This window comes from Niveispirillum sp. SYP-B3756 (assembly GCF_009495745.1).
Classification (GTDB): domain Bacteria; phylum Pseudomonadota; class Alphaproteobacteria; order Azospirillales; family Azospirillaceae; genus Niveispirillum.
The window spans coordinates 673,234-696,564 of the sequence record NZ_WIDQ01000001.1; the positions used below are offsets into that span (position 1 = coordinate 673,234).

The window sequence follows — 23,331 nt, forward strand, 5'->3', positions numbered from 1 at the left end:
GTGGTGGACGTGTAGTCGTCATTGTCTGTCACCTTTGCCGACAGGGTGTAATTTCCTGCCCGCCAGCCGTGGACGTCAAGATAATACCGGCCCGAACTTGTCGGCGTGAAACCTGATGTCCCCGACGCATAGTTGATATATGAACCGGCGGCATCCCGCAAAACCAAGCTCAAACTTGTCGTGCCGGAACCACCATCACTATATGAACCTGAAAATTCGTAGGCCGTACCAGCAGTCAGATCGACAGCGAACCAATCTTCATCATTTGTCGCCCCCAGAACGCCGGCAGCCTGCCCGCCGATGGCCAGCGTGCCCGTGGTGGACGTGTTGGCCGTATAATCATCCTGTACAACATCCGTCATTTTTGTCTCATGTATTGATTTTATACTACCCCGGATAATATCGTATGCATTTCATGCAACCAAGAAAAAAGGCCGGTACCCTTGGGGGTACCGGCCTTTTCAACACACACCCGCAGGGGCTGTATCAACCTTCCGCCTTGTAGCGGTCGAAGCTTTCCTGGATCAGCTTGGCGGCGAAGTCGGCCTCGTCCCAGCGGACGATGCGGACCCACTTGCCATGTTCCAGATCCTTGTAATGTTCGAAGAAGTGGGCGATCTGCTCCACCAGGATCTGCGGCAGCTGACGATAGCTGCTGATGTTGCTGTAGAACGGGTGCAGCTTGTCCACCGGCACGGCCAGGATCTTTTCATCCATGCCGCCATCATCTTCCATCACCAGCACGCCGATGGGGCGCGACCGCAGCACGACGCCGGGAACCACCGGGGTGGTGCCCACCACCATCACGTCGATCGGGTCACCATCCAGCGCCAGCGTGTGCGGCACAAAGCCGTAATTGGCCGGGTAGAACATGGCCGTGTGCAGGAAACGGTCCACGTACAGCGCGCCGCTTTCCTTTTCCAACTCGTACTTCACGGGCTGGCCGCCCTGCGGGATTTCGATGATGACGTTGATATCCCAGGGCAGGTTTTTGCCGGAGGGGATCTTGCTGATATCCATCGTTGGGCCTTCTTGGCAGCTTTACAACAACAGGGACGGGCGGCACCCGCCTTGAACCGGCCTGCATCCTATCGGAGTGCGGGTGCGAAATGAAGGGCGCGCAAAGGGAGAGCCTCTGTGCATTTCCGCCGCATCTACCTTGGTCGTAGGGGTGAAAAAAAAGCCGCCGGGTTGCCCCGACGGCCTTTCTTTACGTCCCATTCAGGGCCGCAACGACAAAGGGGATCAACCCTCCGCCGGGGCGTCCTTCTTGGACAGGTCTTCGCCGGTCACCTGATCGACAACCTTCATCGACAGCTTCACCTTGCCGCGATCATCGAAGCCCAGCACCTTCACCTTGACGGCATCGCCCTGCTTCACCACGTCGGTGACCTTGGCCACGCGCTCGTTCTTCAGCTCGGAGATGTGGACCAGACCGTCCTTGGAACCCAGGAAGTTCACGAAGGCGCCGAAATCCATCACCTTGACGACCTTGCCGTCATAGATCTCGCCCACTTCGGCCTCGGCCACGATGCCCTTGATCCACTTGATGGCGGCGTCGGAGCACTTGCTGTCCACAGCCGACACCTTGACGGTGCCGTCATCCTCGATATCGATCTTGGCGCCGGTCTGCTCCACGATCTCGCGGATGACCTTGCCGCCGGAACCGATCACGTCGCGGATCTTGTCCTTCGGAATGTTGATGACGGTGATGCGCGGGGCATTGCCCGACACTTCGCCGCGCGCCGTGTTCAGCGCCTTGTTCATCTCACCCAGGATGTGGATGCGGCCCTTCTGGGCCTGCGCCAGGGCGATCTTCATGATCTCCTCCGTGATGGAGGTGATCTTGATGTCCATCTGCAGGGCGGTGACGCCCGCTTCGGTACCGGCGACCTTGAAGTCCATGTCGCCCAGGTGATCTTCGTCACCCAGGATGTCGGACAGAACGGCGAACTTGTCGCCTTCCTTGATCAGGCCCATGGCGATGCCGGCGATGGGGCGGGCCAGCGGGGCGCCGGCATCCATCAACGACAGCGAGGTGCCGCAGACCGTGGCCATGGAGGAGGAGCCGTTGCTCTCCGTGATCTCCGACACGACGCGCAGCGTGTAGGGGAAATCTTCCTTGGACGGCAGCAGCGGGTGGATGGCGCGCCAGGCCAGCTTGCCATGCCCGATCTCACGACGGCCGGGCGAACCCATGCGGCCAGCTTCACCCACGCTGTACGGGGGGAAGTTGTAATGCAGCATGAAGTTTTCGCGGTATTCGCCTTCCAGCGCGTCCACGATCTGCTCATCCTGGTTGGTGCCCAGCGTGGCAACGACCAGCGCCTGGGTTTCACCGCGGGTGAACAGGGCCGAACCATGGGCGCGGGGCAGGATGCCCACTTCGGCCAGGATCGGGCGGATATCGACGGTGGTGCGGCCATCGATGCGCTTGCCGGTTTCAATCACCGAACCGCGCAGGATGTCGGCTTCCACTTCCTTGAACATCTCGGAAATGGCTTCCGGCGCGAACTCTTCCTTCAGCGCTTCCTTGGCCTTGTCCTTGGCGGCACCGACGGCGGCATAACGCTGCTGCTTGACCAGGATCGAATAGGCGGCCTTCACGTCCGCGCCAGCCACTTCCAGGATGCGGGCCTTGACGGCGTCCTTGTCGAAAGCCGGCGGGGCGATGTCGCGGGGTTCCTTGGCGCATTCCTCGGCCAGATCGATGATCATGTCGATCACCGGCTGGAATTGGGCATGGCCGAACATCACGGCGCCCAGCATGATCTCTTCCGACAGCTCCTTAGCTTCGGATTCGACCATCAGCACGCCTTCCTGCGTACCGGCTACCACCAGATCCAGCGTGGCATTGTCCATCTGGTCGGCGGTCGGGTTCAGAATGAACTGGCCATTCTCGTAACCAACGCGGGCGGCACCGATGGGGCCCAGGAAGGGCAGGCCGGAAATGGTCAGCGCGGCGGACGCACCGATCATGGCCACGATGTCGGGATCATTTTCCAGGTCGTGGCTCAGCACGGTGCAGACCACCTGGGTCTCGCAGCGGTAACCATCGACGAACAGCGGACGGATCGGGCGGTCGATCAGACGGCTGACCAGGACTTCCTTTTCCGTCGGACGGCCTTCGCGCTTGAAGAAGCCACCGGGGATCTTGCCCGCGGCGAAGGCCTTCTCCTGATAGTTCACCGTCAGCGGGAAGAAATCCACACCCGGCTTGGCGGACTTGGCGCCAACAGCAGTGGCCAGCACCACCGTGTCGCCGTAGCTGACCATGACGGCGCCATCGGCCTGACGGGCGATCTTGCCGGTCTCGATGACCAGCTTGCGACCGCCCCATTCCATTTCCTTGCGGAAGACCTTGAACATCTTATCGTTCCTTCCATCCGAAACCCGTGACACCCCGGATTGGGCGCCGGGCCGGGGCCCAATCGGACGGCCCCGCCTGTTAAATCTTTAACTGGTGACCGTTGCCGATCACCCCAGCCCCTACATTCGGTGCGAGCTGGAAGCGAAAACGGCCAGCCGGAAAGGTTCCGGCTGGCCGTCCTCAAACTCTATAAGGGGCCAAAGCCCCCCGTCTGGCCCCCACCACCACCCATACCACCGGCGACCGGCCCGCATTCCCCGGCGACGCCATCCCCCGCCCGCCAAAGCGGACCGGAAGGGCGAAGCGTCGGAAGAAGACGGGCATTGTCACAGGCGATGGCACCTTTCCGATCAGGTCGGGAACGGCGATGGCAACGGCCGGACCCCTGGCCTTAGCGGCGCAGGCCCAGACGCTGGATCAGGGTGTCGTAGCGGGACTTGTCCTTGCCCTTCAGGTAATCCAGCAGGCTACGGCGCTGACCGACCATCACCAACAGACCACGGCGGGAATGGAAATCCTTGGCGTGGGTCTTCAGGTGTTCGGTCAGGTTGACGATACGTTCCGTCAGGATGGCAACCTGGACTTCCGGCGAACCGGTGTCGCCTTCCTTGGTCTTGTATTCTTCGATCAGCGCGGTCTTGCGCTCAGCCGTGATCGACATCGCATGTCTCCACATAGATGATTTCAGGGAAAGCGCACCTGGCCACCTGCGGCGGCCCCTTGACGGGGATCATGGGCAGCATGGCCCACAAATAGGTACGCACCCGTTCCCACCGGGGCCGGGCCGGGATGTCGTCCAGCACGGTCCCGCGCGCGAACAGGCGTCAACGGTGCGCGTTTGATGCGCCATCGCACCGATAGGGTCAAGCAGTTTAAATGGGGCGCGGGGGTGAGCGCCCCGCATGTCCGCTTACCGCAATCTCCCTCAGCGCCGGGCGCCCGCATCCGCGGACTTGGCTGGCACCGCATGTGGGCGGGCCGGCGGTCGCCGGCCTCCAACCTGCCTAAAGCTAAACCTTTAGGCGGGTTGGTATCAGTTCCCGGCGGGAATCCAGGGGATGGAGGCGAACTCCACCCCTTCCTCACGCAGTTGTTCGGCCTGTTCCCGGCTGGTTTCGCCATAGATGGCACGGCTTTCCGTCTCGCCATAATGGATCTTGCGGGCCTCATCGGCGAAACGGTCGCCGACATTCTCGGCATTCTGTTCCACTTGGCGGCGGATTTCCCGCAGGGTGCGCAGCATCTCTGCCTGGTGGGCCAGCTCGGCATCGCTGGCCGGGGCGGCGGGAACGGCCGGGCTCTCCGCTACGGCTGGCACCACCTCCTGTTCATCCCGGCTGCGGCCCGATCGGGCGATGGCCGGGGCCATCGGCGCCTTTTCCACGCCGGTATCGCCGCAGACCGGACAGGTGATCTCCCCCGCTGCTGCCTGGGCGTCATAGGTGGCACCATTGCGGAACCAGCCTTCGAACCGGTGGCCGTGGGCGCATTTCAGGTTGAACAGGATCATGGCCGGCAAGAATCAGTCAAAAAACCATCACGCCACCTATAGATGGCGTGAACCGGCGTAACAGGCAATGCCGATATCAACAGACGGGGGCTGCGGAACGGGGATCACAGCCCGATATCGTTGGAACAGGGGGCAGCCGGTTCCGGCGGCACATCCTTGAACAGGGCGATGCCGACGGAATCCACCCGCTGCATGGTGCGGCATTGGCCGGGGCCCGGCACCTCGTCGGCCATATCGTCCGCGCCGCCGGCAGGGGCATAGATCATCAGCAGATATTGCGCACACGTACCGCCCAAGCCCGCCGTCCGGCCGATGGGCAGCACCAGCCGGCGCACCAGCTTGCTATAGCCATCGGAATAGGTGACTAGATCCAGGCTGGAGAGCGGGCTGAAGGTGCTGGCGCAGATGGCATAGGCTGGCACGATATCATTGACATAACTGGGGGGCATCAGCTGTTCCAGCGTCAGCCCGATCGGGTTCCCCCCCAGATTGACCGGCACGGCACTGCCGGTTCGCAGGAAGCTGGCCTTGCGGATGCCATCATTCCCCAAACTCAGCACGACATAGTTGGGCCGGACTGAGGGCGGCAGGCGCATTTCATCAAAGGCGGCCAGCGGTACCGACCGGTCCCGCCGGGCGACATCCAGCCAGTAAAGCAGCAGCCGGTGCTGCGCATCATTGGCCAGATCGTGAAGATGGAAGACATCGTGCATGATGATACAAGGGCTCCTGGGGCCACGCTTCTTTTGTAGCAAAGGCCCGGCAGCGCCCCCAGCATAGATGAGTGTTCTTATGGATAGCGCGATCCGTCCCTTTGCCCCGGCATCCGCCTGGGTCGCCCGCTTCACCCCCTTGATTGGGGCGGGAGCCCGTGTGCTGGATGTGGCCTGCGGCGGCGGGCGGCATCTGCGGCACTTCCTGGATCGGGGCTGTGCGGTGACGGGCGTGGATATTGATCTGCGCGGCGTGGCCGACCTGGAAGGCCGGCCTTGGGTGACCCTGCGGGGGCTGGATCTGGAGAATGGCAACCCCTGGCCGGCCGAGCTGACCGGTTTCGATGCCATCATCGTCACCCATTATCTGCACCGGCCTTTATTGCCGTCTCTGGCCGGTGCGCTCCGCCCCGGCGGCTTTTTGATTTATGAAACCTTCGCCATGGGCAACCAGCGCCATGGCCGCCCATCCAGCCCCGGCTTTCTGCTGCGCAATGGTGAATTGCTGGGGCTGGCGGTGGCGGAGGGGCTGCAGGTGGTGGCTTTCGAACAGGGCGAAGTGTCCAGCCCCAAGGCGGCGGTGATCCAGCGCCTGTGCGCCCGCCGCCCCACCGGCCCCGCGCCCGACCTGCAGGGCGACCCGGAACCAGTGCCATTGCCGCCGGCGGGTTGAAGCGGCAATCAGGCCAGGGAGGAAAATTGCTGCTTACAGCAAGCTGGCGAATGGGCGCAGGGCGGCGACCGTCTTGGGCAATCCCTGCTTTTCCAGCGTATCCAGATATTCTCCCCCTGTCCTCGGCGGCTTCTTCAAGCGCTGGCGGATATTGCCCGCGGCGATCAGCACAGAGGCGGCCTTCAGGTCTAACTGATATCGGATGAAATCATCCGGGTGCATTGGCTCGACATTAAAACGTGCCAATTCCTCCCGTGGAAAATCCTTCAGATTAAAGGTGACGATTGCATCTGCCCGGGCGTGAATGGCCGCCGCCAGAACATGTCGGTCATCTGGATCTGGTAAATTGATGATCTCAATCAGATGTTCATAACCTGACACCAGACAATCCAGGACGCTGGCGTCCATCAACTCCCGGGTTCTTTGCAATTTTTCCGGTGTCAGGTCTGGCCGACTCCTCTGTACATTTCGTGTCCATTCGTCATGGATAGCGTCCGTCCATTTGGCCCGGAACAGCTCCGTCGTCGCCAACTCCATGAGGAAGTCACGCAGTGGGGCGGGATACAGGACACAGGCATCGAAGACGACGGTATAGCGGGACACGTCAATAACCCATATTCAGTTCCTGGGCTTGTGCTGTCAGCTCATCCAACGCTGCCGCCTTGGCCTCGGCTTGCCGTTGTTTGAACGCTTTCAACTCATTGAACCGCACGCGACGGTGAGTCCCCACCTTGTGATGCGGGATTTGGTTCGTCTCCAACAGCTTCACCAGATAGGGCCGGCTGACGTTCAGGAAGTCCGCAGCCTCTTGCGTTGTCATCTCCGCATGGACTGGAATCAAGGTGACCGCGTTGCCTTGCGACATCTCCACAAGCAGATGGGAAATCAGATCCTGGATGGCACGCGGTAACGGCAGCAGCTGCCCATCGTCCAATTGGACGTGCAGATTCTGATCCGAATGCTTCGAAAGAATACGGCTTGTCTCCGTCGCCAGCTTCGCATCTTCCTCAGAGGGAACAATCGTTCCGTTCCGCTCCAAAAGCGCGTTCATCATCCACCTCCACCTTGCGGTGCTCTATTTTTCTCCGCCTTTTATTCGGCGCGTTCTAAGGAGCATTACCAGCTCTGTATGACCGGGCATTCGCGCGGGAACTCCCACGTCTAGCCTCATGCCCCCCCCATGATATGAGTCAGGGAGCATTTAAACGCAATATCCGAAACGTCGCATACAGACCGTGGTTCCACGCCTTTGTGTCATGGGTTCCAACGGCGTTGGTCAGAACGTCACCTGCGCCGCCAGCAGCCCGGCCCAGAGGGCCCGCAGGCGGGCATGGTCGGGGCTGGGGCCAGCGGCCAGTTCCTGCATGGCCATGCCGCGCAGCATATAGACGGTCAGCACCATCAGATCGGCCACAGCCACCCCCGCACCCGGTCGGGGGTGCAGGGCCAGCCCCCAGCTTTGCCCGACGGCCGTAATGAAATCGCTGAAAATCGGGGCCAGGCGCTGTTTCAGCTCCGCATCCGTGCGGGCGGCCAGCGCCACCTCAAACAGCAGGTCACGGTGGCGGCCTTCATAGAAGCGGGCCCAGGCCTGTTCCAGCAACGCGCCCAGCGCCGCCGGCCCGTCGCTGGGTGACAGCGCCGGCGGAGACAGAGTGCCGGCACTGGCCACCGCTTCGCGCAGCAGCCCTTCCGCCGCCAGGGCCAGCATTTCCGCCTTGGTGTCGAAATGGTGCGCCCAAGCCCCGCGGGAGACCCCGGCCTTATCCAGGATCACCGACAGTGAGGCCCCGGCATGACCATGGTCAGCCAAGGCATCCAGCGTCGCCGCCACCAGCCGGCGCCGCATTTCTTCCCGCCGTTCCGGCTGGCTGCGCCGCGTGGCCGCCACTTCCACCATTTTTCCCATATCCCGCCTGTTTATCCCCGCCAACATCATTGCCATGCCGCACCGCCTGATGTAAAAACAAACCAATCGGTCTGTTTTATAAAATCATCCAGGGAGGAACCACGACATGACCCGGCTGGCCCGCACCATGGCGTTCTACGCCGCCTATCACCAGCACCCGCATAACCGGCTGACGCATTATTTCGGCGTGCCGATCATCGTCTTCTCGCTGATCCTGGCCGCATCCTATGCCCGGTTCGACATTGCGGGGATGGATGTCAGCCTGGGCATGATGCTGGTGGCGGCCCTGGCGCTGTATTACCTGAGCCTGGATCTGGTGATCGGCGCGGCACTGATAGTGGTGGCCATCCCGACGGTGTGGCTGGCCGATCAGGTCAGCCGGTTGGATGGCGGCACGGCCGCCACCATCGGCGCGGTTGCCTTTGTTGGCGGCTGGGCTATCCAGCTGCTGGGCCACAAGTTTGAAGGCAACAAGCCGGCCTTGACGGCCAATATCCTGCAAATCTTCATGGCCCCGCTGTTCCTGATGGCAGAGGGCTTCTTCGCCTTTGGTTTCAAAAAGAATATTGAGGCGGAGGTGGATCAGCTGGTGCGCTCCGGCATTGCCGGGCCCGCGGCAAAGGGCCATGCCCGCCACCATCCGGCCTGAACGGATGGGCCCTTGGCAATTGGCGCCCGGCCGCCGCATCCTGGTGGCCGGGGCGGGATCGGTCGGCTGCCATGCCGGCGGCTGTCTGGCCCGGGCGGGCCTGCCCGTCACCCTGCTGCTGCGCCCGTCGCTGGCGGAAAGGCTGGCCGGCGGGCTGCGCCTGTCCGATCTGGACGGGGCCGACTGGCAGTTGCCCCCCGGCAGCGCGCGGCTGGCCACCGATCCGGCAGAGGCCATGGCGGATGCCGGGCTGGTGCTGGTAACGGTGAAGGGTGGCGATACGGGTGATATCGGCCAGCTGATCGCCGCCTTCGCCCCCGCCGACGCCCCGGTGATCAGCCTGCAGAACGGCATCGGCAATGCCGAACGGCTGGCCGCCCTGCTGCCGGGGCGGCGGGTGCTGGCGGGCATGGTGCCCTTCAATATTGTGCAGATGCCGGATGGCCGCTTTCATCGCGGCACATCCGGCACGGTGATGCTGGCCGATGATCTGCCGGGACTGGCCGCAGCGTTGAACGTGCCGGGCTGGCCCGTGGCAGGCCGCACCGACATGGACGCGGTGCTGTGGGGCAAGCTGCTGCTGAACCTGAATAATGGCCTGAACGCCCTGTCCGGCCTGCCGCTGGTGCAGCAGGTGGCGGACCGGCGCTGGCGCCGGCTGCTGGCAGCCCAGATGGCGGAGGCGCTGGCTTTGCTGCATCAGGCCGGTATCCGTCCGGCGAAGGTCAGCGGGGTGAAGCCGGCGCTGCTGCCCTTTGTGCTGCGCCTGCCGGATTGGCTGTTCCGCCGGCTGGCCGGTGCGATGCTGCGCATGGACCCGCTGGCCCGGTCTTCCATGTGGGAAGATCTGCAGCGCGGCCGGCGGACGGAGATCGACCGCCTGCAGGGGGCTGTGCTGGCCCTGGCGCAACGGCTGGGCCACGACCCCGCCCGTACCGCGCCCGCCTGCGCCCGTGTGCTGGCCCTGGTGCAACAGGCGGAACGGGCGGGGGCCGGTTCCCCCCGCCTGTCTCCCCACGCTGTTTCGGGAACCGGGCCGCCGGGCGGATAAAGGCCCTGGCCGCCCCCTCCCTCAACCGCCCTGCAGCTTCACGCTCACCTCAACAATCCCGTGATCATCGGGATTGTCATGGGCGGCGAAGCCCAGTTCGCGGCAGAGGCCCAGCATGGAGACATTCTCCCGCAGCACCTCCCCGAACACTTCATGAATGCCGCGATCCTTGGCATAGGCCAGGATTTCCCGCATCAGCAGCGATCCCAGCCCCTTGCCCTTCATGTCGCTGCGCACCAGCACGGCATATTCGGCCCGTTCATGGTTGGGATCGGCGGTGATGCGCACCACGCCATAGACGGGGCCCTTGCCATCGGCATCCATCATGCCGGTCGGGACGGCGACCAGGGCCATTTCACGATCATAATCAATCTGCGTCAGCCGGGCGGCCATCTGGTGCGACAGGCGGCGCAGCGGCGCGAAGAAGCGCAGGCGCAGATCCTCCACACTGGTGTGGGAAACCTGATCATGGATCAGCGGCTCATCCTCCGGCCGGATCGGCCGGATCAGGAATTCCTGCCCGTCGCGCAGCGTCACCTTATGTTCCAGCCGCTTCGGATAGGCCCGGATGGCCAGCCGGTGGCGGGCCTGTTCGGTGACCGGCACCACGCGGATGCGGGCATCCAGCGCCAGAATGCCGGTTTCATCGGCAAAGAGCGGATTGATATCCAACTCTGAAATTTCCGGGAAATCGATCACCAGCTGGCTGATCTTGGTCAGCGACAGGGCGATGGCATCCAGGTCGGCCGCCGGGCGGTTACGATAGCCTTTCAACAGCTTATAGACGCGGGTGCGGGCCATCACCTCATGCGCCAGGTTCAGGTTCAGCGGGGCCAGGGTCAGCGCCTTGTCGCCCACCACCTCCACCGAGGTGCCGCCGGCACCGAACAGGATGACGGGCCCGAACAGGCTGTCATCAACCATGCCGACGATCAGTTCATGTGCACCGGGCCGGTGCGCCATTTCCTGCACGGTGAAACCTTCGATGCGGGCCTCCGGATAGGCGCTGCGCACCCGTTCCAGCATGGCCTCGGACTCCGCCCAGACCTGGGCCGGCAGCAGGTTCAGCGCAACGCCGCCGACATCGGATTTATGGGTGATGTCCTGCGACAGGATTTTCAGGGCGATGCGCCCCCCCAGCCGCTTGGCCGCGCGTTCGGCCTCTGCCGGGCTGGCGGCGATCACCGTCTGCACGCAGGGGATGCCATAGGCGCGCAAGACTTCCTTCGCCTCATATTCCGAGAGCCAGGGCCGCCCTTCCTTCAGCGCGGCATCAATGGGGGCGCGGGCGGCCACCATATCCACATCAAACTGTTCGGGCACGCTGGTCGGCGTTTCCATCAGCAGTTCCTGGTTGCGCTGATAGCGCACCAGATGCAGGAAGGCCGTCACCGCCTGATTGGGCGTGTGGTAATTGGGGATGCGCGCCACATCGAACAGCTTGCGCGCCGGGGCCGCCTGCTGCTCGCCCAACCAGTTGGTCAGGATCGGCACCTTGCGGTCACCGCCACCCCGCTGGTTGCGCGCCTGCACGGCGGCCACCACGGCCTGGGCAGCATCGCGCCCATCGGCCACGGCCGTCGGGCAGTTCAGCACCAGCACGGCATCGCAGCCGCGATCATCCATCAGAATGTTCAGCGCGTCGGCATAGCGCTTGCCATCGGCATCGCCGATAATATCCACCGGGTTGCCATGGCTCCAGGTGGCCGGCAGCACCTTGTTCAGCTTTTCCAGCGTTTCCGGCGACAGTTGCGCCAGCTTGCCGCCGCCATCGATCAGCGCATCGGTGGCCAGCACGCCGACACCGCCGCCATTGGTCAGGATGGCCAGCCGGTCACCCTTGATATGCACACCGGTGGCCAGCGTCTCCACGGCAGAGAACAGCTCGTCCAGTTCGCCCACCCGCAACATGCCGGCGCGGCGGAAAGCGGCATCATAGACGGCATCGGCCCCGGCCAGGGCGCCGGTATGGGAGGAGGCGGCACGCGAGCCTTCCTCGCTGCGACCGGCCTTGATGACAATTACCGGCTTGGAGCGGGCGGCGGCCCGGGCCGCCGACATGAATTTGCGCGCACTGGTGATGGCTTCGACATACAACAGGATGGCGCGCACCCCGGCATCCTGGGCCAGATAATCCAGCATGTCGCCGAAATCCACGTCCGACATGGAGCCCAGCGAGATCAGGTGGGAGAAGCCAATGCCGCGCGGCGTGGCCCAATCCACCACCGAGGTGACGATGGCACCGGACTGGGCGACCAGGGCGATATCACCCTTCAGCGGCGGCACATGGCAGAAACTGGCATTCAGCCCCTGGCCCGGCACCATGATGCCCAGGCAGTTCGGCCCGATGACGCGCAGCAGATGCGGGCGGGCGGCATCCAGCACGGCCTGCTGCAGCTTGCGCCCTTCCTCCCCCATCTCCCCGAAACCGGCGGTGATGACGACGGCAGCCTTGGTGCCGCGCGCCCCCAGTTCGGCGATCAGGCCCGGCACGGTGGCGGGCGGGGTGGCGATGACGGCCAGATCGGGCACCACCGGCAAATCAGAAACGGATTTATAGGCCAGCACGCCTTCGATGCTGTCTTCGCGCGGGTTCACCGGCATGACCGGGCCTTCGAACCCGGCATTGAACAGGTTGCGGGCAATCACCTTGCCCACCGACCGGTCCCGCCGGCTGGCCCCGATCAGGGCGACAGAGGTCGGTTTGAACAACCGGTCCAGGTTGCGGATCGTCATCGGGCGTTCCTTCTCGCTGGCTCAACCCATCGTCTGGTCACGACGCTGCGGGTGATGCTGACAGATCATGGCCGCACCATAAACCCCGCCAATGGTAAGGCGATGACATGGGTCAATCCCCTGTCAGGTTTGTTTTGCTACCGGGCGTTCGGTCGATGAATATTTTGTGACATGGATGATCAGGGGGCAGCCGGATCATCCACCCCCGGCCCCAGCCCCTTCAGGGCCAGCCTGGCCTGTTCATGCCCGGCATTGGCGGCACGCGACAGCCAGATGCGGGCCGCCCCCAGATCCTGCGGCACGCCGCGCCCTTCCCAATGCATCAGCCCCAGCCGATAGGCGGCCTCGGCCAGCGGCGGCTCCCGCGATGGCAGGGGCAGGCCGGGGCGAATAGGGGGAGGCGGGGTGGCGGCCAGCCGGTAAAAACGGGCCGCCAGATCATCATTGCGCCGCAAACCGCCGCCGCCATGGTCAAAGGCATCGGCCATCAGGAAGGCGCCGATGGTGCTGCCCTGGCAGGCATGGTCAAAGGCCACCGCCATCGCCGGACGGTCGGCAAAGGGCAGCTTGCCCGCCGCCACCCCGGCCCGGCGGATATCCACACACGGATCGGCCATCCGGCACTGGTCCAGCCCGGCACAAACCATGGGGGCCGGCGCCGGCGCCGGCACACAGCCGCCGGCCAGCAAAACCAGCAGCAGGGGGACACCCGCTTTCCGGCGGTGAACAATACCAACGGTCATAATTCATGACCGTTGGTACGGCGGCGACTGCCGCCGCGCCGCTCGTGCGGCGTAGCCAAGCCAGCGGATGCTGGCGCCGGCGATTGAGGGGCACGGGACAGGGGCATGGCCGGTTCCTGCAACGCTGTAAGGCAGGGATGATAAGGCCGTCAGCCAGCCCTTTCCAAGGGGACGAACCGTCCCATCACGGCTGATTGACAAAGCGCACGCTCGTGCTATTTCGGATGGGAAAATCATTGGGGGGACGATTGATGATCCGCGTGCATCACCTGAATATTTCCCGCTCCCTGCGCGTGCTCTGGCTGCTGGAGGAGGTGGGCCTGGATTATGAGGTGGTGCGCCACAAGCGGGACGCCAAGACCATGCGCGCGCCGCTGGCGCTGCGCAATCTGCACCCGCTGGGCAAGCTGCCGATCGTGGAGATGGATGGCCAGGTGCTGGCCGAAACCGGCCTGATCATCGAATATATCCTGGCCGCCTACGCCCCCCATCTGGCCCCGGCCGCCACGGATGCGCAGGCGCATTGGCGCTATCGCTACTGGATGCATTATGCCGAAGGCTCGCTGATGCCGCAGCTGCTGTTGAAGCTGATCGCCGGCAAGATGGGCATCCTGGCCCTGCCGATCCGGGGCATGGTGAATGAACAGGTGAAGCTGCACCTGGATTATGTGGAAAAGGAAGCCGGCCGCAGCCCCTGGCTGGCTGGCGACCAGTTCAGCGCCGCCGACATCATGATGAGCTTCCCGCTGGAAGTGGCGGTGATGCGCGCCGGCCTGAATGCGCAGAACAGCCCGCACATCACCCGGCTGCTGCAGGCCATGCAGGCCCGCCCCGCCTATCAGCGCGCGGTGACCAAGGCGGCGGACAAGGCCTGACCGCTCCTGCCCGCCCATCACCGGCCTTTCGGCGAAGGAAAGTCGGTTCAGTCTGACGCGCATGGCGTTTCCCCCGGGGCGATATCTTCCAGGGGGGAGACACCATGCCTTTTCAGGTCTGCGGCTGAAGAGCGCCCGAACCATCCAACACGATCAGGCCACCAGCGCCAGCAATGCGTTCAGCGCTTCCTGGGGGCGGGCCAGACCCGGCAGGGACAGGTCCGCCGCGCCGATCATCAAGAGCTGTTCGGCCGCCGAAACCGCACCGATCTGCCGGCCATAGGACAGCACCTGCTCACGCGAGGGCAGGCTGTCGATCTGGCCATTGCCATAGATCAGCAGGGGCAGCACACGGGCGGCAGGGTCGGCGCGCATCGCCATGGCCGCCGCCCCCAGCAGGGCACGCCAGCAAGGCGTGCGCAGGGCCGGACGGTCTGCAGGGTCCAGGGTACGCATTTCCGCCCCCTGGGCCTCCAGTTGCCAGCGATGGCCGCAGAGATCCTCTGTCGCCACCAGCACCACGACACCACCAGCCCCCTGCCCCACCGCCACCAGCCCGGACCCTTTGGCCAGGGTGACCGGGCCGGACATCCGCTGCAGCCGGGGGCGCAGGGCGTTCAGCACGCTGTCCACCGCCTGGGCCAGCGCCTCAGCCCCGGCGGGCTGGGCCAGACGGTGCCAGGCACCGAACAGCAGCCCGGCCAGATCGGGCGCCGCGGCGTCGACGGTTTCGGGGACCGGTACCGGGGGGACCGGTACGACAGGGGCCGTCTCCACGGCACGCAACCGCCGATCCAGATCGGACAGGGCCGGGCCATGATCAGGGGCCGGTGGGGTCGGTGCAAGGCTGGGAACATTTTCCAGCGTGCTCAACCGCCGGTCCAGATCGGACAGGGCCGGGCCGTAATCCACGGCAGGAACCACCGGCTCTTCCAACGGTTCGACCGGCAGGGGCTTGCCCGCACTGACAGTCTTCAGGTCGGAGCGCAGGTCGCGCACATCCAGCTGCAGCTCCCGCGCGGCATTGGCCAGCCGGACAATATTGTCATGCACCTGCCCGATAATGGCATTCAACTGGTCCTGACCGACGAATCCGCCGGTCGGTACCGGCAGGGCGGGCCCGTCACCCCCCTGGGCCACGGTCTGGCGGGCGGCAGCCACCCAGGATTCCAGGCCGGCCAGTCGGTTCAGCGTGTCGGTCGCCATGCGCGACACCCGCTCCAACTCCTCCGGATAGCGGGAAACCTGATGGCTGACCACGCCGGTCAGGTGCGCCAGCCGTTCGCGCAGATCCTGGATCGACTGGCCCAAACTGTTGATCCGCATGGTTTCGGGCAGTTGCACCACGGCCGAATGCATGGCCGCCAGATCAGAACGGAAGTCACGCAGACGCGAGCCGACATGCAATGCCAGATCGCGCACAATGGCTTCGGCATAATCGAAGGGATCGACCGTATCCACCACCGGATCTGAAACGACGCTGGTGGTCAGCGCGCCGCCGGCGGTGTCGTCGCCATCGGCCGATGCGCCGCCCTTCTGCTGATGGGCCGCATCATTGACGTCGCTGGTAGGGATGCTCATGGGGCGGCCTCGTTGGCGGAAAGGTGATCGTTCAAAGCGGCCATCAGGCGGGCGCGCCTGGTTTCCGCATCAGCGCGGGCCAGACGGGGCAAGCTGGCAGATTCCGCAGCCGGCACGCTGGGCGGTGGGGCCGGAACCGGAGGAGGTGCTTCGGAGGTGGCGTCGGTGGCAAGGAGGGACAGGCTCACCATCGCCGGTGCGGATATAGTGTCACTGGCAGTGGCCCTGTCGGCGTCCGGCCTGACGGCTACCTTCGGTTCTGCCCGCGCTGGCACGACGGGGGCGGACGGGGGGACGGATCGTGGACGGGGGGGCAAGGGAGCCGCCGCCACAGCCGCGGCAACAGAGGCGGCCTGGCTGGAAGAAGCCGTCGCACCCGGCATGATGGATGGCGGGGCCAGGGGGGCCGGTCGGGCGGGTGACGTCTGCGTCGGGGTGACAACAGGGGCCGTCGGCGATTCGGCAACACCACCGGGACTGGCTTGCTTGGGCTTCAGGGAAGCCAGCGGCGGCAGAATCGGCCCCGTGGGCATCAACAGGGAATCGCTTCTGTCCGCCTCCGGGATGGCACCACCGGCCAGATCGCCCAGCAGCTTGCGCAGGGCTGCGGCTTTGGTGCCCTTCTGCACTTCCGCCCGTTGCAGGGCGCGCTGGATCAGGCCGGGTTCGGCCGACAGCTGCAGGAAATTCACCTGATCCGGGGTCAGCATCTCCAGCCGGTGAATCAGATCGCCGATGACATCCTGGCCGTTGACGAACCGGCCCAGGGACTCAACAGCACCGGTCACGACCGTCGCATCCCGTACGGCGCGGGAAGAGAAGACAGGACCGGTCGGCTCCCCCGGACCCGGATGGGCCGGTGCGGGCGGCGGTGGTACCGGCGCTGGGGCAGCAGCCGTCGGGGTTGGGGCGACTGCCACCGGTTCCCTGTCAGGCTCGACCGGGGATGCCGGTACCTCCGGTCTGGTCACCGGCGAAGTAAGGGCGGTGGCCGGCGTTTCCGCCTTTTGCCCGGTCAGGCGACGCAGAAAGCCGATCATGGCCGCCCCCCGATCAGAATCATCAACAAAGATGCGGTGAGCTGGGCGATGTTCCCCAGGCCGGGCAGACATTGCCAGCCATATGGCCCTTCACCTTCATCCGCACGGGCAGGCGATCCGCTGGTCGGCTCCAAGCTGTCGATCCACATTGTTGGGGCGCACTCCAACCAGAACATTATTTTGCCGTTATCGTTAGCACGGGCGGCACTGCCTATGCAATTTCGCTACCTCTCCCTGCACCGATTATCCTTCCGTATAGGCATCCCTTCGAGAAGATGTTGCAGTGCCGGGGGGAAACATCGCATTCTTGTCGGCCGCGAACGGCGCGCCCGCGCACTCTAATTCATGGTCCGACGTGTGGTTATGATGAGGAAACCTTTTTATCCCCAATCATTTCTTAACCTCCGTTGGGTAGCGTTTCGATATATGAAATTGCCCCATACCCTGTCGGGCAGGATTTTGTGATCTCCACGCGTTGAAGATGAAGGCCCCTCAGCCGATGGTGAATCCGCCTGGCCCTGTTTCCCTGTCCGATGGTCAACCGGCTGCCAGTTCCTGGCCGGGGCTGATGGATCATATCCAGCCGCATGGCTGGCTTCTGGTGCTGCAGGGGGACGATCTGCGCATCATTCAGGCCAGCGCCAATGTGGAACTGCTGGCCGGCCAGCCCCTGGCGGAGATTCTGGGGCAGCCGGTGCGGGCGGTGATCGGGCGTGCCGCGGCCAATCTGCTGGGCCGGGCCCTGGCCAGGGCGGAACCGGACGGGCTGGGCCCGTTACCGGTGACGGTGGTCAGCGGCCGGGGACGGCATCGGGTGGCCCTGCAGGGCCATTGGGATGCCGGTGGATTCGTGCTGGAACTGGAACCGCTGTCGATGGGCAATGCCGCCAATGGCGCCATCAACGGTTTCGGCACGGCCATCCGGCGTTATCGCCATATCACCGATGTCGCGGCGCTGTCCGCTGCCATTACCCATGATGCCAGGCTGCTGACCGGTTTTGACCGCGCCCTGATGGTACGGCTGGCCAGTGCCGCACCGCCGGAGGTGGTGGCTGTGTCCTGTGCCAGCGCTGCGGTGGAGGATGGCCCCCCGTTTCAGCCGCTGCCGCCCTCCATCCTGGCATTGCTGGAACTGAACCGGGTGCGGCTGCTGCTGGATATCCATGCGCCGCCGGTGCCGGTGCTGCCCGTCCTCAACCCCGTGACCGGCCAGCCCATCAACCTGTCACGGGCAGCCCTGCGCCCCGGCACCCGGATGGTTGAAGCCCATGCCAGGGCGCGCGGTGTGCGCACCGTGCTGATCGTCTCCATCCTGTGTGGTGGCCGGCTCTGGGGTTATCTCTGGTGCGAAAGCAGGCGCCCGCACCCGGTGGGGCTGCATGTGCGCGCCCTGTTCGAAGGGCTGGGGGAGATCGCCGCCGCCCAGATTGGCGCGCTGGAGGAACGCTCCATTACGGTGCTGCGCAGTGCTGCCAATCGCGGACTGGCCCGGATGGGTCGCCTGCTGCGCGAACATGCCAGCCTGATCGATGGGATTGCCGCCGCCCGCACCGTGCTGGGCGAAATCCTGCCGCATGACCAGATGGCCATCAGCATGGATGGCCGCAGCTGGAGCAGCGGGGGCGGGCCATCGCCTGCCCATTGGCTGCGCCTGCTGGATGCGGCAGCCACCGGCCGGCGCGACGGGCTGCGCTGGATCGAACGGGCCGCCGGATCGGTCGACCAGGACGAGATCGGCATCGCCGACGTGCTGGATATTGAGCTGCATGGCAGCCACCTGCTGCTGCTGCGCCAAGCTGGCCGCCGCTGGTCGCCGCTGGAACTGGAGGTGGCGCAGGAACTGCACCATCTGCTGGCCGACCGGCACGCGGAACTTTACCGCCGCCGCACCGAACAGCAACTGCACAAGCTGGCCAATTTTGACCGCACAACCGGCCTGCCCAACCGCGACCATCTGCTGCGCGCACTGGAACAGGCGTTGGCCGTGGGGATGGAAGTGGCGGTGGCGGTGATCGGCCTGGACCGTTTCCGCTATGTCAAGGCAGCCCTCGGGGAGGCGGCATCCGACCAGCTGTTGGCGGCGGTGGGCCAGCGTCTGCGCGGGGCGGTTTCCGCCGGCGATCTGCTGGCCCGCATTGATACGGGCGAATTTGCCGTGCTGCTGGTGGAAGACGGGGCTGCCCGCATCGATACGCTGGCAGCCGCCGTGCGCGATGCCTTGCGTGCCTCCTTCCCCCTGGAGGATCGGGAGATTTTCGTCACGGGCAGCCTGGGTGTCGTCACCCATTGCGGCCAGGAAGAGGCGGCGGCCGAAATGCTGCGCGACGCAGAAATCGCCAGTGCGGAGGCAGAGTCTGCCGGCGGTGGTGGGCGGCGCATCTTCGATGCGGCCATGCGGGCCCGTCTGACCGAACGGCACGACCTATATGACCGGCTGCGTCAGGCGATCCAGGGCAATGACGGGGTGCGCGTCGTCTACCAGCCGATCATCCGCTTGTCCGATGGCAAGCTGGCCGGGTTCGAGGCGCTGGCCCGCTGGACAGACCCGGAGCGCGGACCCATCCCCCCCACCATCTTCGTGCCCGTGGCGGAGGAAACCGGCCTGATCATGCCATTGGGCAACTTTATTCTGGTGCAGGCCTGTCGGCAGGTTGTGCGCTGGAATCGGGAGCGGCAGGAGCCGATCTATGTTTCCGTCAACCTTTCCCCCTATCAGTTGGACCCGTCGCGGCTGGATATTGCCCGCTGGGTGCAGGGCGTGCTGGAAATGACCGGCTGCAAGCCGGAATGGCTGCATCTGGAAATCACCGAAAGTGGCCTGATCGGCAACGGCGGTGGGGTGCCAGAGGTGTTGAAAGGCCTGCGGGCGCTGGGGGTTGCCCTGGCCATCGATGATTTCGGCACTGGCTATTCCTCGCTGGCCTATCTGCAGGAACTGCCGGTCGATACGATCAAGATCGACCGCAGCTTCGTTACCCGTATGGAAGGCAGCGAAAAGGGGATGGCCCTGGTCAGCGCCATTCTGCATATCGCCGGCATCATGGAATATGGCGTGGTGGCCGAAGGGGTGGAGAACCCCTCCCAGGCCAGCCTGCTGCGGGAAATGGGCTGCGACCGGGCCCAGGGCTACCATTATGCCAAGCCGCTGGAACAGGATATGGCGACCGCCATGCTGCACCAATATGATACCGGTGGACCCGCCCTGGTGTCGGGGGAGGCTTTGGCCGCGGGGTGACCCGTTCCACCAACCGGACCGGTGCGAAAGGGTGCTTTGCAGCGTAACGGGGTTTGCGCCGGCCGTCCGCAGCGTCATATTGATGAAACCTGCCACTGCCGGATGAAACCGATGCCCACGATCGAGATTTATACCAGCCCCTGGTGCGGTTACTGCGCGCGGGCCAAGAAGCTGCTGGATGCCAAGGGCGTCAGCTATGATGAAATCGATGTGGATGCCCAGCCGCGCCGCCGGCCGGAGATGGTGGAGCGTGCGGGCGGTCGTACCTCGGTGCCGCAGCTCTTCATCGATGGCCAGCATATTGGCGGCTGCGACGATACCTATGCCCTGGAAAAGGCCGGCAAGCTGGATGGCCTGCTGGGCCTGGCTGGCTGAGATCTGACCCCATCATGACCAGCCCCAACATGCTGCGTGCCGCCGTCATTCAGGTCAATGCCGGGCCGGAGATCGAACCTAATCTGGTCCAGGCCGGAGCCCTGATCCGCAGGGCCGTGGCCGATGGGGCGCAACTGGTCTGTCTGCCGGAAAATGTTTCCCTGATGGCGCAGGGACGGGAGAAGATCCTGGCCCGGGTGAAGCCGGAGGCAAGCCATCCCGGCGTGCCCTTCTTCCGCGATCTGGCGCGGGAAACCGGCACCTGGATCATGACCGGCACGCTGGGCTGTCTGCTGGACGATGGCCGGGTGGCCAACCGCGCCTTCGTGGTGGCCCCCAATGGCGATATCGTCGCCCGCTATGACAAGATCCACATGTTCGATGTGGATCTGGCCGGCGGTGAAAGCTACCGCGAAAGCGCCACCTATCGGCCCGGTGAGCGGGCCGTGGTGGTACCCACACCCTGGGGCGGGCTGGGGCTTTCCATTTGCTATGATGTGCGCTTTGCCTATCTGTTCCGGGCGCTCGCCAAGGCCGGGGCCGGCCTGATCACCGTGCCCGCCGCCTTTACTGTGCCCACGGGCCGGGCGCATTGGCATGTGCTGCTGCGGGCGCGCGCCATTGAAACCGGCTGTTTCGTGCTGGCCCCGGCCCAGACGGGGCTGCATGATGGCGGGCGCGGCACCTATGGCCATTCCCTGATCATCAGCCCCTGGGGCGAGGTGCTGGCCGATGCCGGGGAAGGGGTGGGCCATGTCATCGCCGATCTGGACCTGAATAAGGTGGCGGAGGCGCGGCGCATGGTACCCAGCTTGGTCCATGACCGGTCATTCGAAGGACCGTGACCCGTCCCATGGCGCAGCGCTGGAAAATCACCGTCGAGTTCGATGGCAGGCCGTTTTTCGGCTGGCAGCGGCAGGATCATGGCCCTTCCGTCCAGGGCTGCCTGGAGGAGGCGATCCGCCGCTTCTGCCAGGAAACCGTCACCGTTCATGCTGCCGGCCGCACCGACAGCGGCGTCCACGCCCTGGCCATGGTGGCCAGTTTCGATCTGGAAAAGCCGGTGGCGGCGGACAAGCTGCGCGAGGCGCTGAATTTCCACCTGAAGCCCAACCCCATCGCCATCCTGAAGGCCGAGGCGATGGAAGGCGATTTCCATGCCCGCTTTTCCTGCATCGGCCGGGCCTATCTCTATCGCATCGTCAACCGCCGGGCCCCCTTGACGCTGGATGCCGGCAAGGCCTGGCTGGTGCTGCATCCGCTGGATGCCGAGGCCATGCATGAGGCGGCGCAACGGCTGGTCGGCCAGCATGATTTCACCAGCTTCCGCGCCTCACTCTGTCAGGCGCAGAGCCCGGTGAAAACGCTCTCCCACCTTTCGGTCCGCCGGGTGGGGGAAGAGGTGCAGATCATCGCGCGGGCACGCTCCTTCCTGCACCATCAGGTGCGCAACATGGTCGGCACGCTGAAGCTGGTGGGTGAAGGCCGCTGGACCGCCGATGACGTTTCCGCCGCCCTGGCCGCCTGCAATCGCGCCGCTGCCGGCCCGACCTCACCGGCCGATGGGCTTTACTTCACCCATGCCTTCTATCCGGGGGATGAAGGGGTTTAGTGTCCGCCCATAAAGTTCTTATTCTTTCCAGCCACTTAACCGTCATTCCCGCGCAGGCGGGAATAACGGTGGTGAGATGGCGGGGTTTCGAAAAGCACGATAACTTTCCGAACAGACATTTAAGGCCACCTATCCCCGATAGGAATGCCGGCTGCCGCGCGGGTCTTCCACCAGCCAGATGCCATCTTCGCCCTGGGGCGACAGATAATCCTGGGTCAGCGGTACCTTGCCATGGCCGCCGGGTATATCCAGTACATAGGTGGGCTGGCACAGGCCCGACACATCGCCGCGCAATTGCCGCATCAATGCCCGGCCCGCTGCCACGCTGGTGCGGAAATGGCCCGTTCCCTTGGCCAGATCGCCATGATGCAGGTAATGCGGCTTCACCCGCGCGCTGATCAGCGCGCGGAAGGTGCGGGTCAGCGTGTCCACATCATCATTCAACCCGCGCAGCAGCACGCTTTGCGACAGCATGGGGATGCCGGCGTCCACCAGCCGCCCAATGGCGGCCACCTGATCGGGCCCCAGTTCGCGCCAATGGTTGGCGTGCAGCATCACCCAGGTGGGAATGCGGGTACCTTTCAGGGCGGCCACCATCTCCGCATTGATGCGGTCGGGGTCCACCACCGGCACGCGGCTATGGATGCGGACCAGCCCCAGATGCGGGATGTCGTTCAGCCGGGCGATCAGGTCGCCCATGCGGCGGGGCGACAGGATCATCGGGTCGCCGCCGGTCAGGATCACTTCCCAGATCTGCGGGTTATCCTGAATATAGGCGATGGCCCCATCCAGTTCGCCCGCATCCAGCGCGTCCGACCCCGGCCCCACCATTTCGCGGCGGAAACAGAACCGGCAATAGACCGGGCAGGCATGGACCGGTTTCAGCAGCACCCGGTCATGGTAACGGTGGGTGATGCCCTTGACGGGGGTGAAGGGTTCATCGCCGATCGGGTCGGCCAGTTCCCCTTCCGTCACCAGCAATTCGCGCGCATCGGGCAGGAACTGGCGGCCCACCGGATCGTCCGGGTCCGTCGGGTCGATGCGTTCGGCCATGGCGGGGGTCACCGCCACGGCAAATTGCGCCGCCACCCGTTCCAGGGCGGCAACATCGGTGGGTGCCACCAGCCCATGATCGGCCAGATCGGCGGGGTGGCGCAGGGTCTTCTGCGGGGTCTGCTTATCGCGCGGCATGATGGGGGATTAGGTGCCGCTTGCCCGCGCACCGGTCAAGGGGCGGCGGGGCGGGTGCTGCCATGCCG

General features: G+C 64.8%; 22 protein-coding genes. 8 read left to right on the forward strand and 14 right to left on the reverse strand.

Going from position 1 to position 23,331, the window contains the following annotated elements:
- The 6 genes from GE253_RS25760 to GE253_RS03200 form a co-directional block, all read right to left on the reverse strand.
- Positions 1-362 (reverse strand): hypothetical protein (locus GE253_RS25760; protein WP_211101322.1); only part of this gene is annotated, 362 nt, incomplete at its 3' end.
- Positions 363-486: 124 nt separating this feature from the next.
- Positions 487-1,020 carry an inorganic diphosphatase gene (gene ppa / locus GE253_RS03180; RefSeq protein ID WP_089288714.1) on the reverse strand — a complete coding sequence of 178 codons (534 nt, stop codon included), beginning with the start codon at positions 1,018-1,020 and terminating at the stop codon, positions 487-489.
- 225 nt (positions 1,021-1,245) lie between these two features.
- Positions 1,246-3,369 carry a polyribonucleotide nucleotidyltransferase gene (gene pnp, locus GE253_RS03185; protein WP_153202641.1) on the reverse strand — a complete coding sequence of 708 codons (2,124 nt, stop codon included), beginning with the start codon at positions 3,367-3,369 and terminating at the stop codon, positions 1,246-1,248.
- Between the two features lie 392 nt (positions 3,370-3,761).
- A complete protein-coding gene (rpsO, locus tag GE253_RS03190; RefSeq protein WP_153202642.1) occupies positions 3,762-4,031 on the reverse strand; it encodes a 30S ribosomal protein S15 in 270 nt (89 codons plus the stop codon).
- 372 nt (positions 4,032-4,403) lie between these two features.
- Complete coding sequence (locus GE253_RS03195) at positions 4,404-4,880, reverse strand: DUF1178 family protein (protein WP_153202850.1); 477 nt, start codon at positions 4,878-4,880, stop codon at positions 4,404-4,406.
- Between the two features lie 104 nt (positions 4,881-4,984).
- Positions 4,985-5,593, reverse strand: a complete 609-nt coding sequence (locus GE253_RS03200) for a hypothetical protein (protein WP_153202643.1) — start codon at positions 5,591-5,593, stop codon at positions 4,985-4,987.
- Positions 5,594-5,672: 79 nt separating this feature from the next.
- Between GE253_RS03200 and GE253_RS03205 the strand changes: the two genes are divergently transcribed.
- Positions 5,673-6,266 carry a class I SAM-dependent methyltransferase gene (locus GE253_RS03205; protein WP_211101323.1) on the forward strand — a complete coding sequence of 198 codons (594 nt, stop codon included), beginning with the start codon at positions 5,673-5,675 and terminating at the stop codon, positions 6,264-6,266.
- Between the two features lie 33 nt (positions 6,267-6,299).
- On the opposite strand, the gene GE253_RS03210 is transcribed toward GE253_RS03205, so the two are convergent.
- From GE253_RS03210 to GE253_RS03220, 3 genes are all read right to left on the reverse strand, one after another.
- Complete coding sequence (locus tag GE253_RS03210; protein WP_348770767.1) at positions 6,300-6,869, reverse strand: PIN domain-containing protein; 570 nt, start codon at positions 6,867-6,869, stop codon at positions 6,300-6,302.
- 1 nt (position 6,870) lies between these two features.
- A complete protein-coding gene (locus GE253_RS03215) occupies positions 6,871-7,320 on the reverse strand; it encodes a helix-turn-helix domain-containing protein (protein WP_247878443.1) in 450 nt (149 codons plus the stop codon).
- A 222-nt stretch (positions 7,321-7,542) separates the two neighbouring features.
- Positions 7,543-8,166: a TetR/AcrR family transcriptional regulator gene (locus GE253_RS03220; protein WP_173012465.1), complete on the reverse strand. Its 624-nt coding sequence runs from the start codon at positions 8,164-8,166 to the stop codon at positions 7,543-7,545.
- 115 nt (positions 8,167-8,281) lie between these two features.
- Between GE253_RS03220 and GE253_RS03225 the strand changes: the two genes are divergently transcribed.
- Positions 8,282-8,824 carry an Mpo1-like protein gene (locus tag GE253_RS03225; protein ID WP_153202646.1) on the forward strand — a complete coding sequence of 181 codons (543 nt, stop codon included), beginning with the start codon at positions 8,282-8,284 and terminating at the stop codon, positions 8,822-8,824.
- Entirely contained in the window at positions 8,802-9,875 is a 1,074-nt protein-coding gene (locus GE253_RS03230; RefSeq protein WP_211101324.1) for a 2-dehydropantoate 2-reductase, read from the forward strand. Before GE253_RS03225 ends, GE253_RS03230 begins: the two co-directional genes overlap by 23 nt.
- 21 nt (positions 9,876-9,896) lie before the next feature.
- Here GE253_RS03230 and GE253_RS03235 read toward each other — a convergent pair whose 3' ends face one another.
- On the reverse strand, positions 9,897-12,611 hold the full coding sequence (locus GE253_RS03235) for a bifunctional acetate--CoA ligase family protein/GNAT family N-acetyltransferase (RefSeq protein ID WP_153202647.1): 2,715 nt from the start codon (positions 12,609-12,611) through the stop codon (positions 9,897-9,899).
- 179 nt (positions 12,612-12,790) lie between these two features.
- A complete protein-coding gene (locus GE253_RS03240) occupies positions 12,791-13,354 on the reverse strand; it encodes an SEL1-like repeat protein (protein ID WP_153202648.1) in 564 nt (187 codons plus the stop codon).
- A gap of 251 nt (positions 13,355-13,605) precedes the next feature.
- On the opposite strand from GE253_RS03240, the gene GE253_RS03245 reads away from it, so the two are divergent.
- Positions 13,606-14,229: a glutathione S-transferase gene (locus GE253_RS03245; protein WP_153202649.1), complete on the forward strand. Its 624-nt coding sequence runs from the start codon at positions 13,606-13,608 to the stop codon at positions 14,227-14,229.
- A gap of 153 nt (positions 14,230-14,382) precedes the next feature.
- Here the strand turns inward: GE253_RS03245 and GE253_RS03250 are convergent, their stop codons facing one another.
- Both GE253_RS03250 and GE253_RS03255 read right to left on the reverse strand, forming a co-directional pair.
- Positions 14,383-15,810: a hypothetical protein gene (locus GE253_RS03250; RefSeq protein WP_153202650.1), complete on the reverse strand. Its 1,428-nt coding sequence runs from the start codon at positions 15,808-15,810 to the stop codon at positions 14,383-14,385.
- Complete coding sequence (locus GE253_RS03255) at positions 15,807-16,850, reverse strand: hypothetical protein (RefSeq protein ID WP_153202651.1); 1,044 nt, start codon at positions 16,848-16,850, stop codon at positions 15,807-15,809. The genes GE253_RS03250 and GE253_RS03255 overlap by 4 nt, the downstream gene beginning before the upstream one ends.
- Before the next feature lie 499 nt (positions 16,851-17,349).
- On the opposite strand from GE253_RS03255, the gene GE253_RS03260 reads away from it, so the two are divergent.
- From GE253_RS03260 to truA, 4 genes are all read left to right on the forward strand, one after another.
- Entirely contained in the window at positions 17,350-20,085 is a 2,736-nt protein-coding gene (locus GE253_RS03260) for an EAL domain-containing protein (RefSeq protein WP_173012466.1), read from the forward strand.
- Between the two features lie 111 nt (positions 20,086-20,196).
- The gene (gene grxC, locus GE253_RS03265; protein ID WP_153202653.1) at positions 20,197-20,460 is read left to right on the forward strand and encodes a glutaredoxin 3; all 264 of its coding nucleotides are present in this window, start codon (positions 20,197-20,199) and stop codon (positions 20,458-20,460) included.
- 14 nt (positions 20,461-20,474) lie between these two features.
- On the forward strand, positions 20,475-21,305 hold the full coding sequence (locus tag GE253_RS03270; protein ID WP_153202654.1) for a carbon-nitrogen hydrolase family protein: 831 nt from the start codon (positions 20,475-20,477) through the stop codon (positions 21,303-21,305).
- An 8-nt stretch (positions 21,306-21,313) separates the two neighbouring features.
- Positions 21,314-22,072, forward strand: a complete 759-nt coding sequence (gene truA / locus GE253_RS03275; protein ID WP_153202856.1) for a tRNA pseudouridine(38-40) synthase TruA — start codon at positions 21,314-21,316, stop codon at positions 22,070-22,072.
- Between the two features lie 129 nt (positions 22,073-22,201).
- Here the strand turns inward: truA and GE253_RS03280 are convergent, their stop codons facing one another.
- Positions 22,202-23,263, reverse strand: a complete 1,062-nt coding sequence (locus GE253_RS03280) for a lysine-2,3-aminomutase-like protein (protein ID WP_153202655.1) — start codon at positions 23,261-23,263, stop codon at positions 22,202-22,204.
- Positions 23,264-23,331: the final 68 nt, after the last annotated feature.

Excerpts from the sequence above, each read along its gene's own strand:
- GE253_RS03200 (WP_153202643.1), bottom strand. The coding sequence starts at position 5,593 with ATGCACGATGTCTTCCATCTTCACGATCTGGCCAATGATGCGCAGCAC.
- GE253_RS03195 (WP_153202850.1), bottom strand. The coding sequence starts at position 4,880 with ATGATCCTGTTCAACCTGAAATGCGCCCACGGCCACCGGTTCGAAGGC.
- GE253_RS03230 (WP_211101324.1), top strand. The coding sequence starts at position 8,802 with ATGCCCGCCACCATCCGGCCTGAACGGATGGGCCCTTGGCAATTGGCG.
- GE253_RS03260 (WP_173012466.1), top strand. The coding sequence starts at position 17,350 with ATGGTGAATCCGCCTGGCCCTGTTTCCCTGTCCGATGGTCAACCGGCT.
- GE253_RS03270 (WP_153202654.1), top strand. The coding sequence starts at position 20,475 with ATGACCAGCCCCAACATGCTGCGTGCCGCCGTCATTCAGGTCAATGCC.
- GE253_RS03240 (WP_153202648.1), bottom strand. The coding sequence starts at position 13,354 with ATGACCGTTGGTATTGTTCACCGCCGGAAAGCGGGTGTCCCCCTGCTG.
- GE253_RS03255 (WP_153202651.1), bottom strand. The coding sequence starts at position 16,850 with ATGATCGGCTTTCTGCGTCGCCTGACCGGGCAAAAGGCGGAAACGCCG.
- GE253_RS03205 (WP_211101323.1), top strand. The coding sequence starts at position 5,673 with ATGGATAGCGCGATCCGTCCCTTTGCCCCGGCATCCGCCTGGGTCGCC.
- GE253_RS03280 (WP_153202655.1), bottom strand. The coding sequence starts at position 23,263 with ATGCCGCGCGATAAGCAGACCCCGCAGAAGACCCTGCGCCACCCCGCC.
- GE253_RS03220 (WP_173012465.1), bottom strand. The coding sequence starts at position 8,166 with ATGGTGGAAGTGGCGGCCACGCGGCGCAGCCAGCCGGAACGGCGGGAA.
- rpsO (WP_153202642.1), bottom strand. The coding sequence starts at position 4,031 with ATGTCGATCACGGCTGAGCGCAAGACCGCGCTGATCGAAGAATACAAG.
- GE253_RS03215 (WP_247878443.1), bottom strand. The coding sequence starts at position 7,320 with ATGATGAACGCGCTTTTGGAGCGGAACGGAACGATTGTTCCCTCTGAG.
- grxC (WP_153202653.1), top strand. The coding sequence starts at position 20,197 with ATGCCCACGATCGAGATTTATACCAGCCCCTGGTGCGGTTACTGCGCG.
- ppa (WP_089288714.1), bottom strand. The coding sequence starts at position 1,020 with ATGGATATCAGCAAGATCCCCTCCGGCAAAAACCTGCCCTGGGATATC.
- GE253_RS03245 (WP_153202649.1), top strand. The coding sequence starts at position 13,606 with ATGATCCGCGTGCATCACCTGAATATTTCCCGCTCCCTGCGCGTGCTC.
- GE253_RS03250 (WP_153202650.1), bottom strand. The coding sequence starts at position 15,810 with ATGAGCATCCCTACCAGCGACGTCAATGATGCGGCCCATCAGCAGAAG.
- truA (WP_153202856.1), top strand. The coding sequence starts at position 21,314 with ATGGCGCAGCGCTGGAAAATCACCGTCGAGTTCGATGGCAGGCCGTTT.
- GE253_RS03235 (WP_153202647.1), bottom strand. The coding sequence starts at position 12,611 with ATGACGATCCGCAACCTGGACCGGTTGTTCAAACCGACCTCTGTCGCC.
- GE253_RS03225 (WP_153202646.1), top strand. The coding sequence starts at position 8,282 with ATGACCCGGCTGGCCCGCACCATGGCGTTCTACGCCGCCTATCACCAG.
- pnp (WP_153202641.1), bottom strand. The coding sequence starts at position 3,369 with ATGTTCAAGGTCTTCCGCAAGGAAATGGAATGGGGCGGTCGCAAGCTG.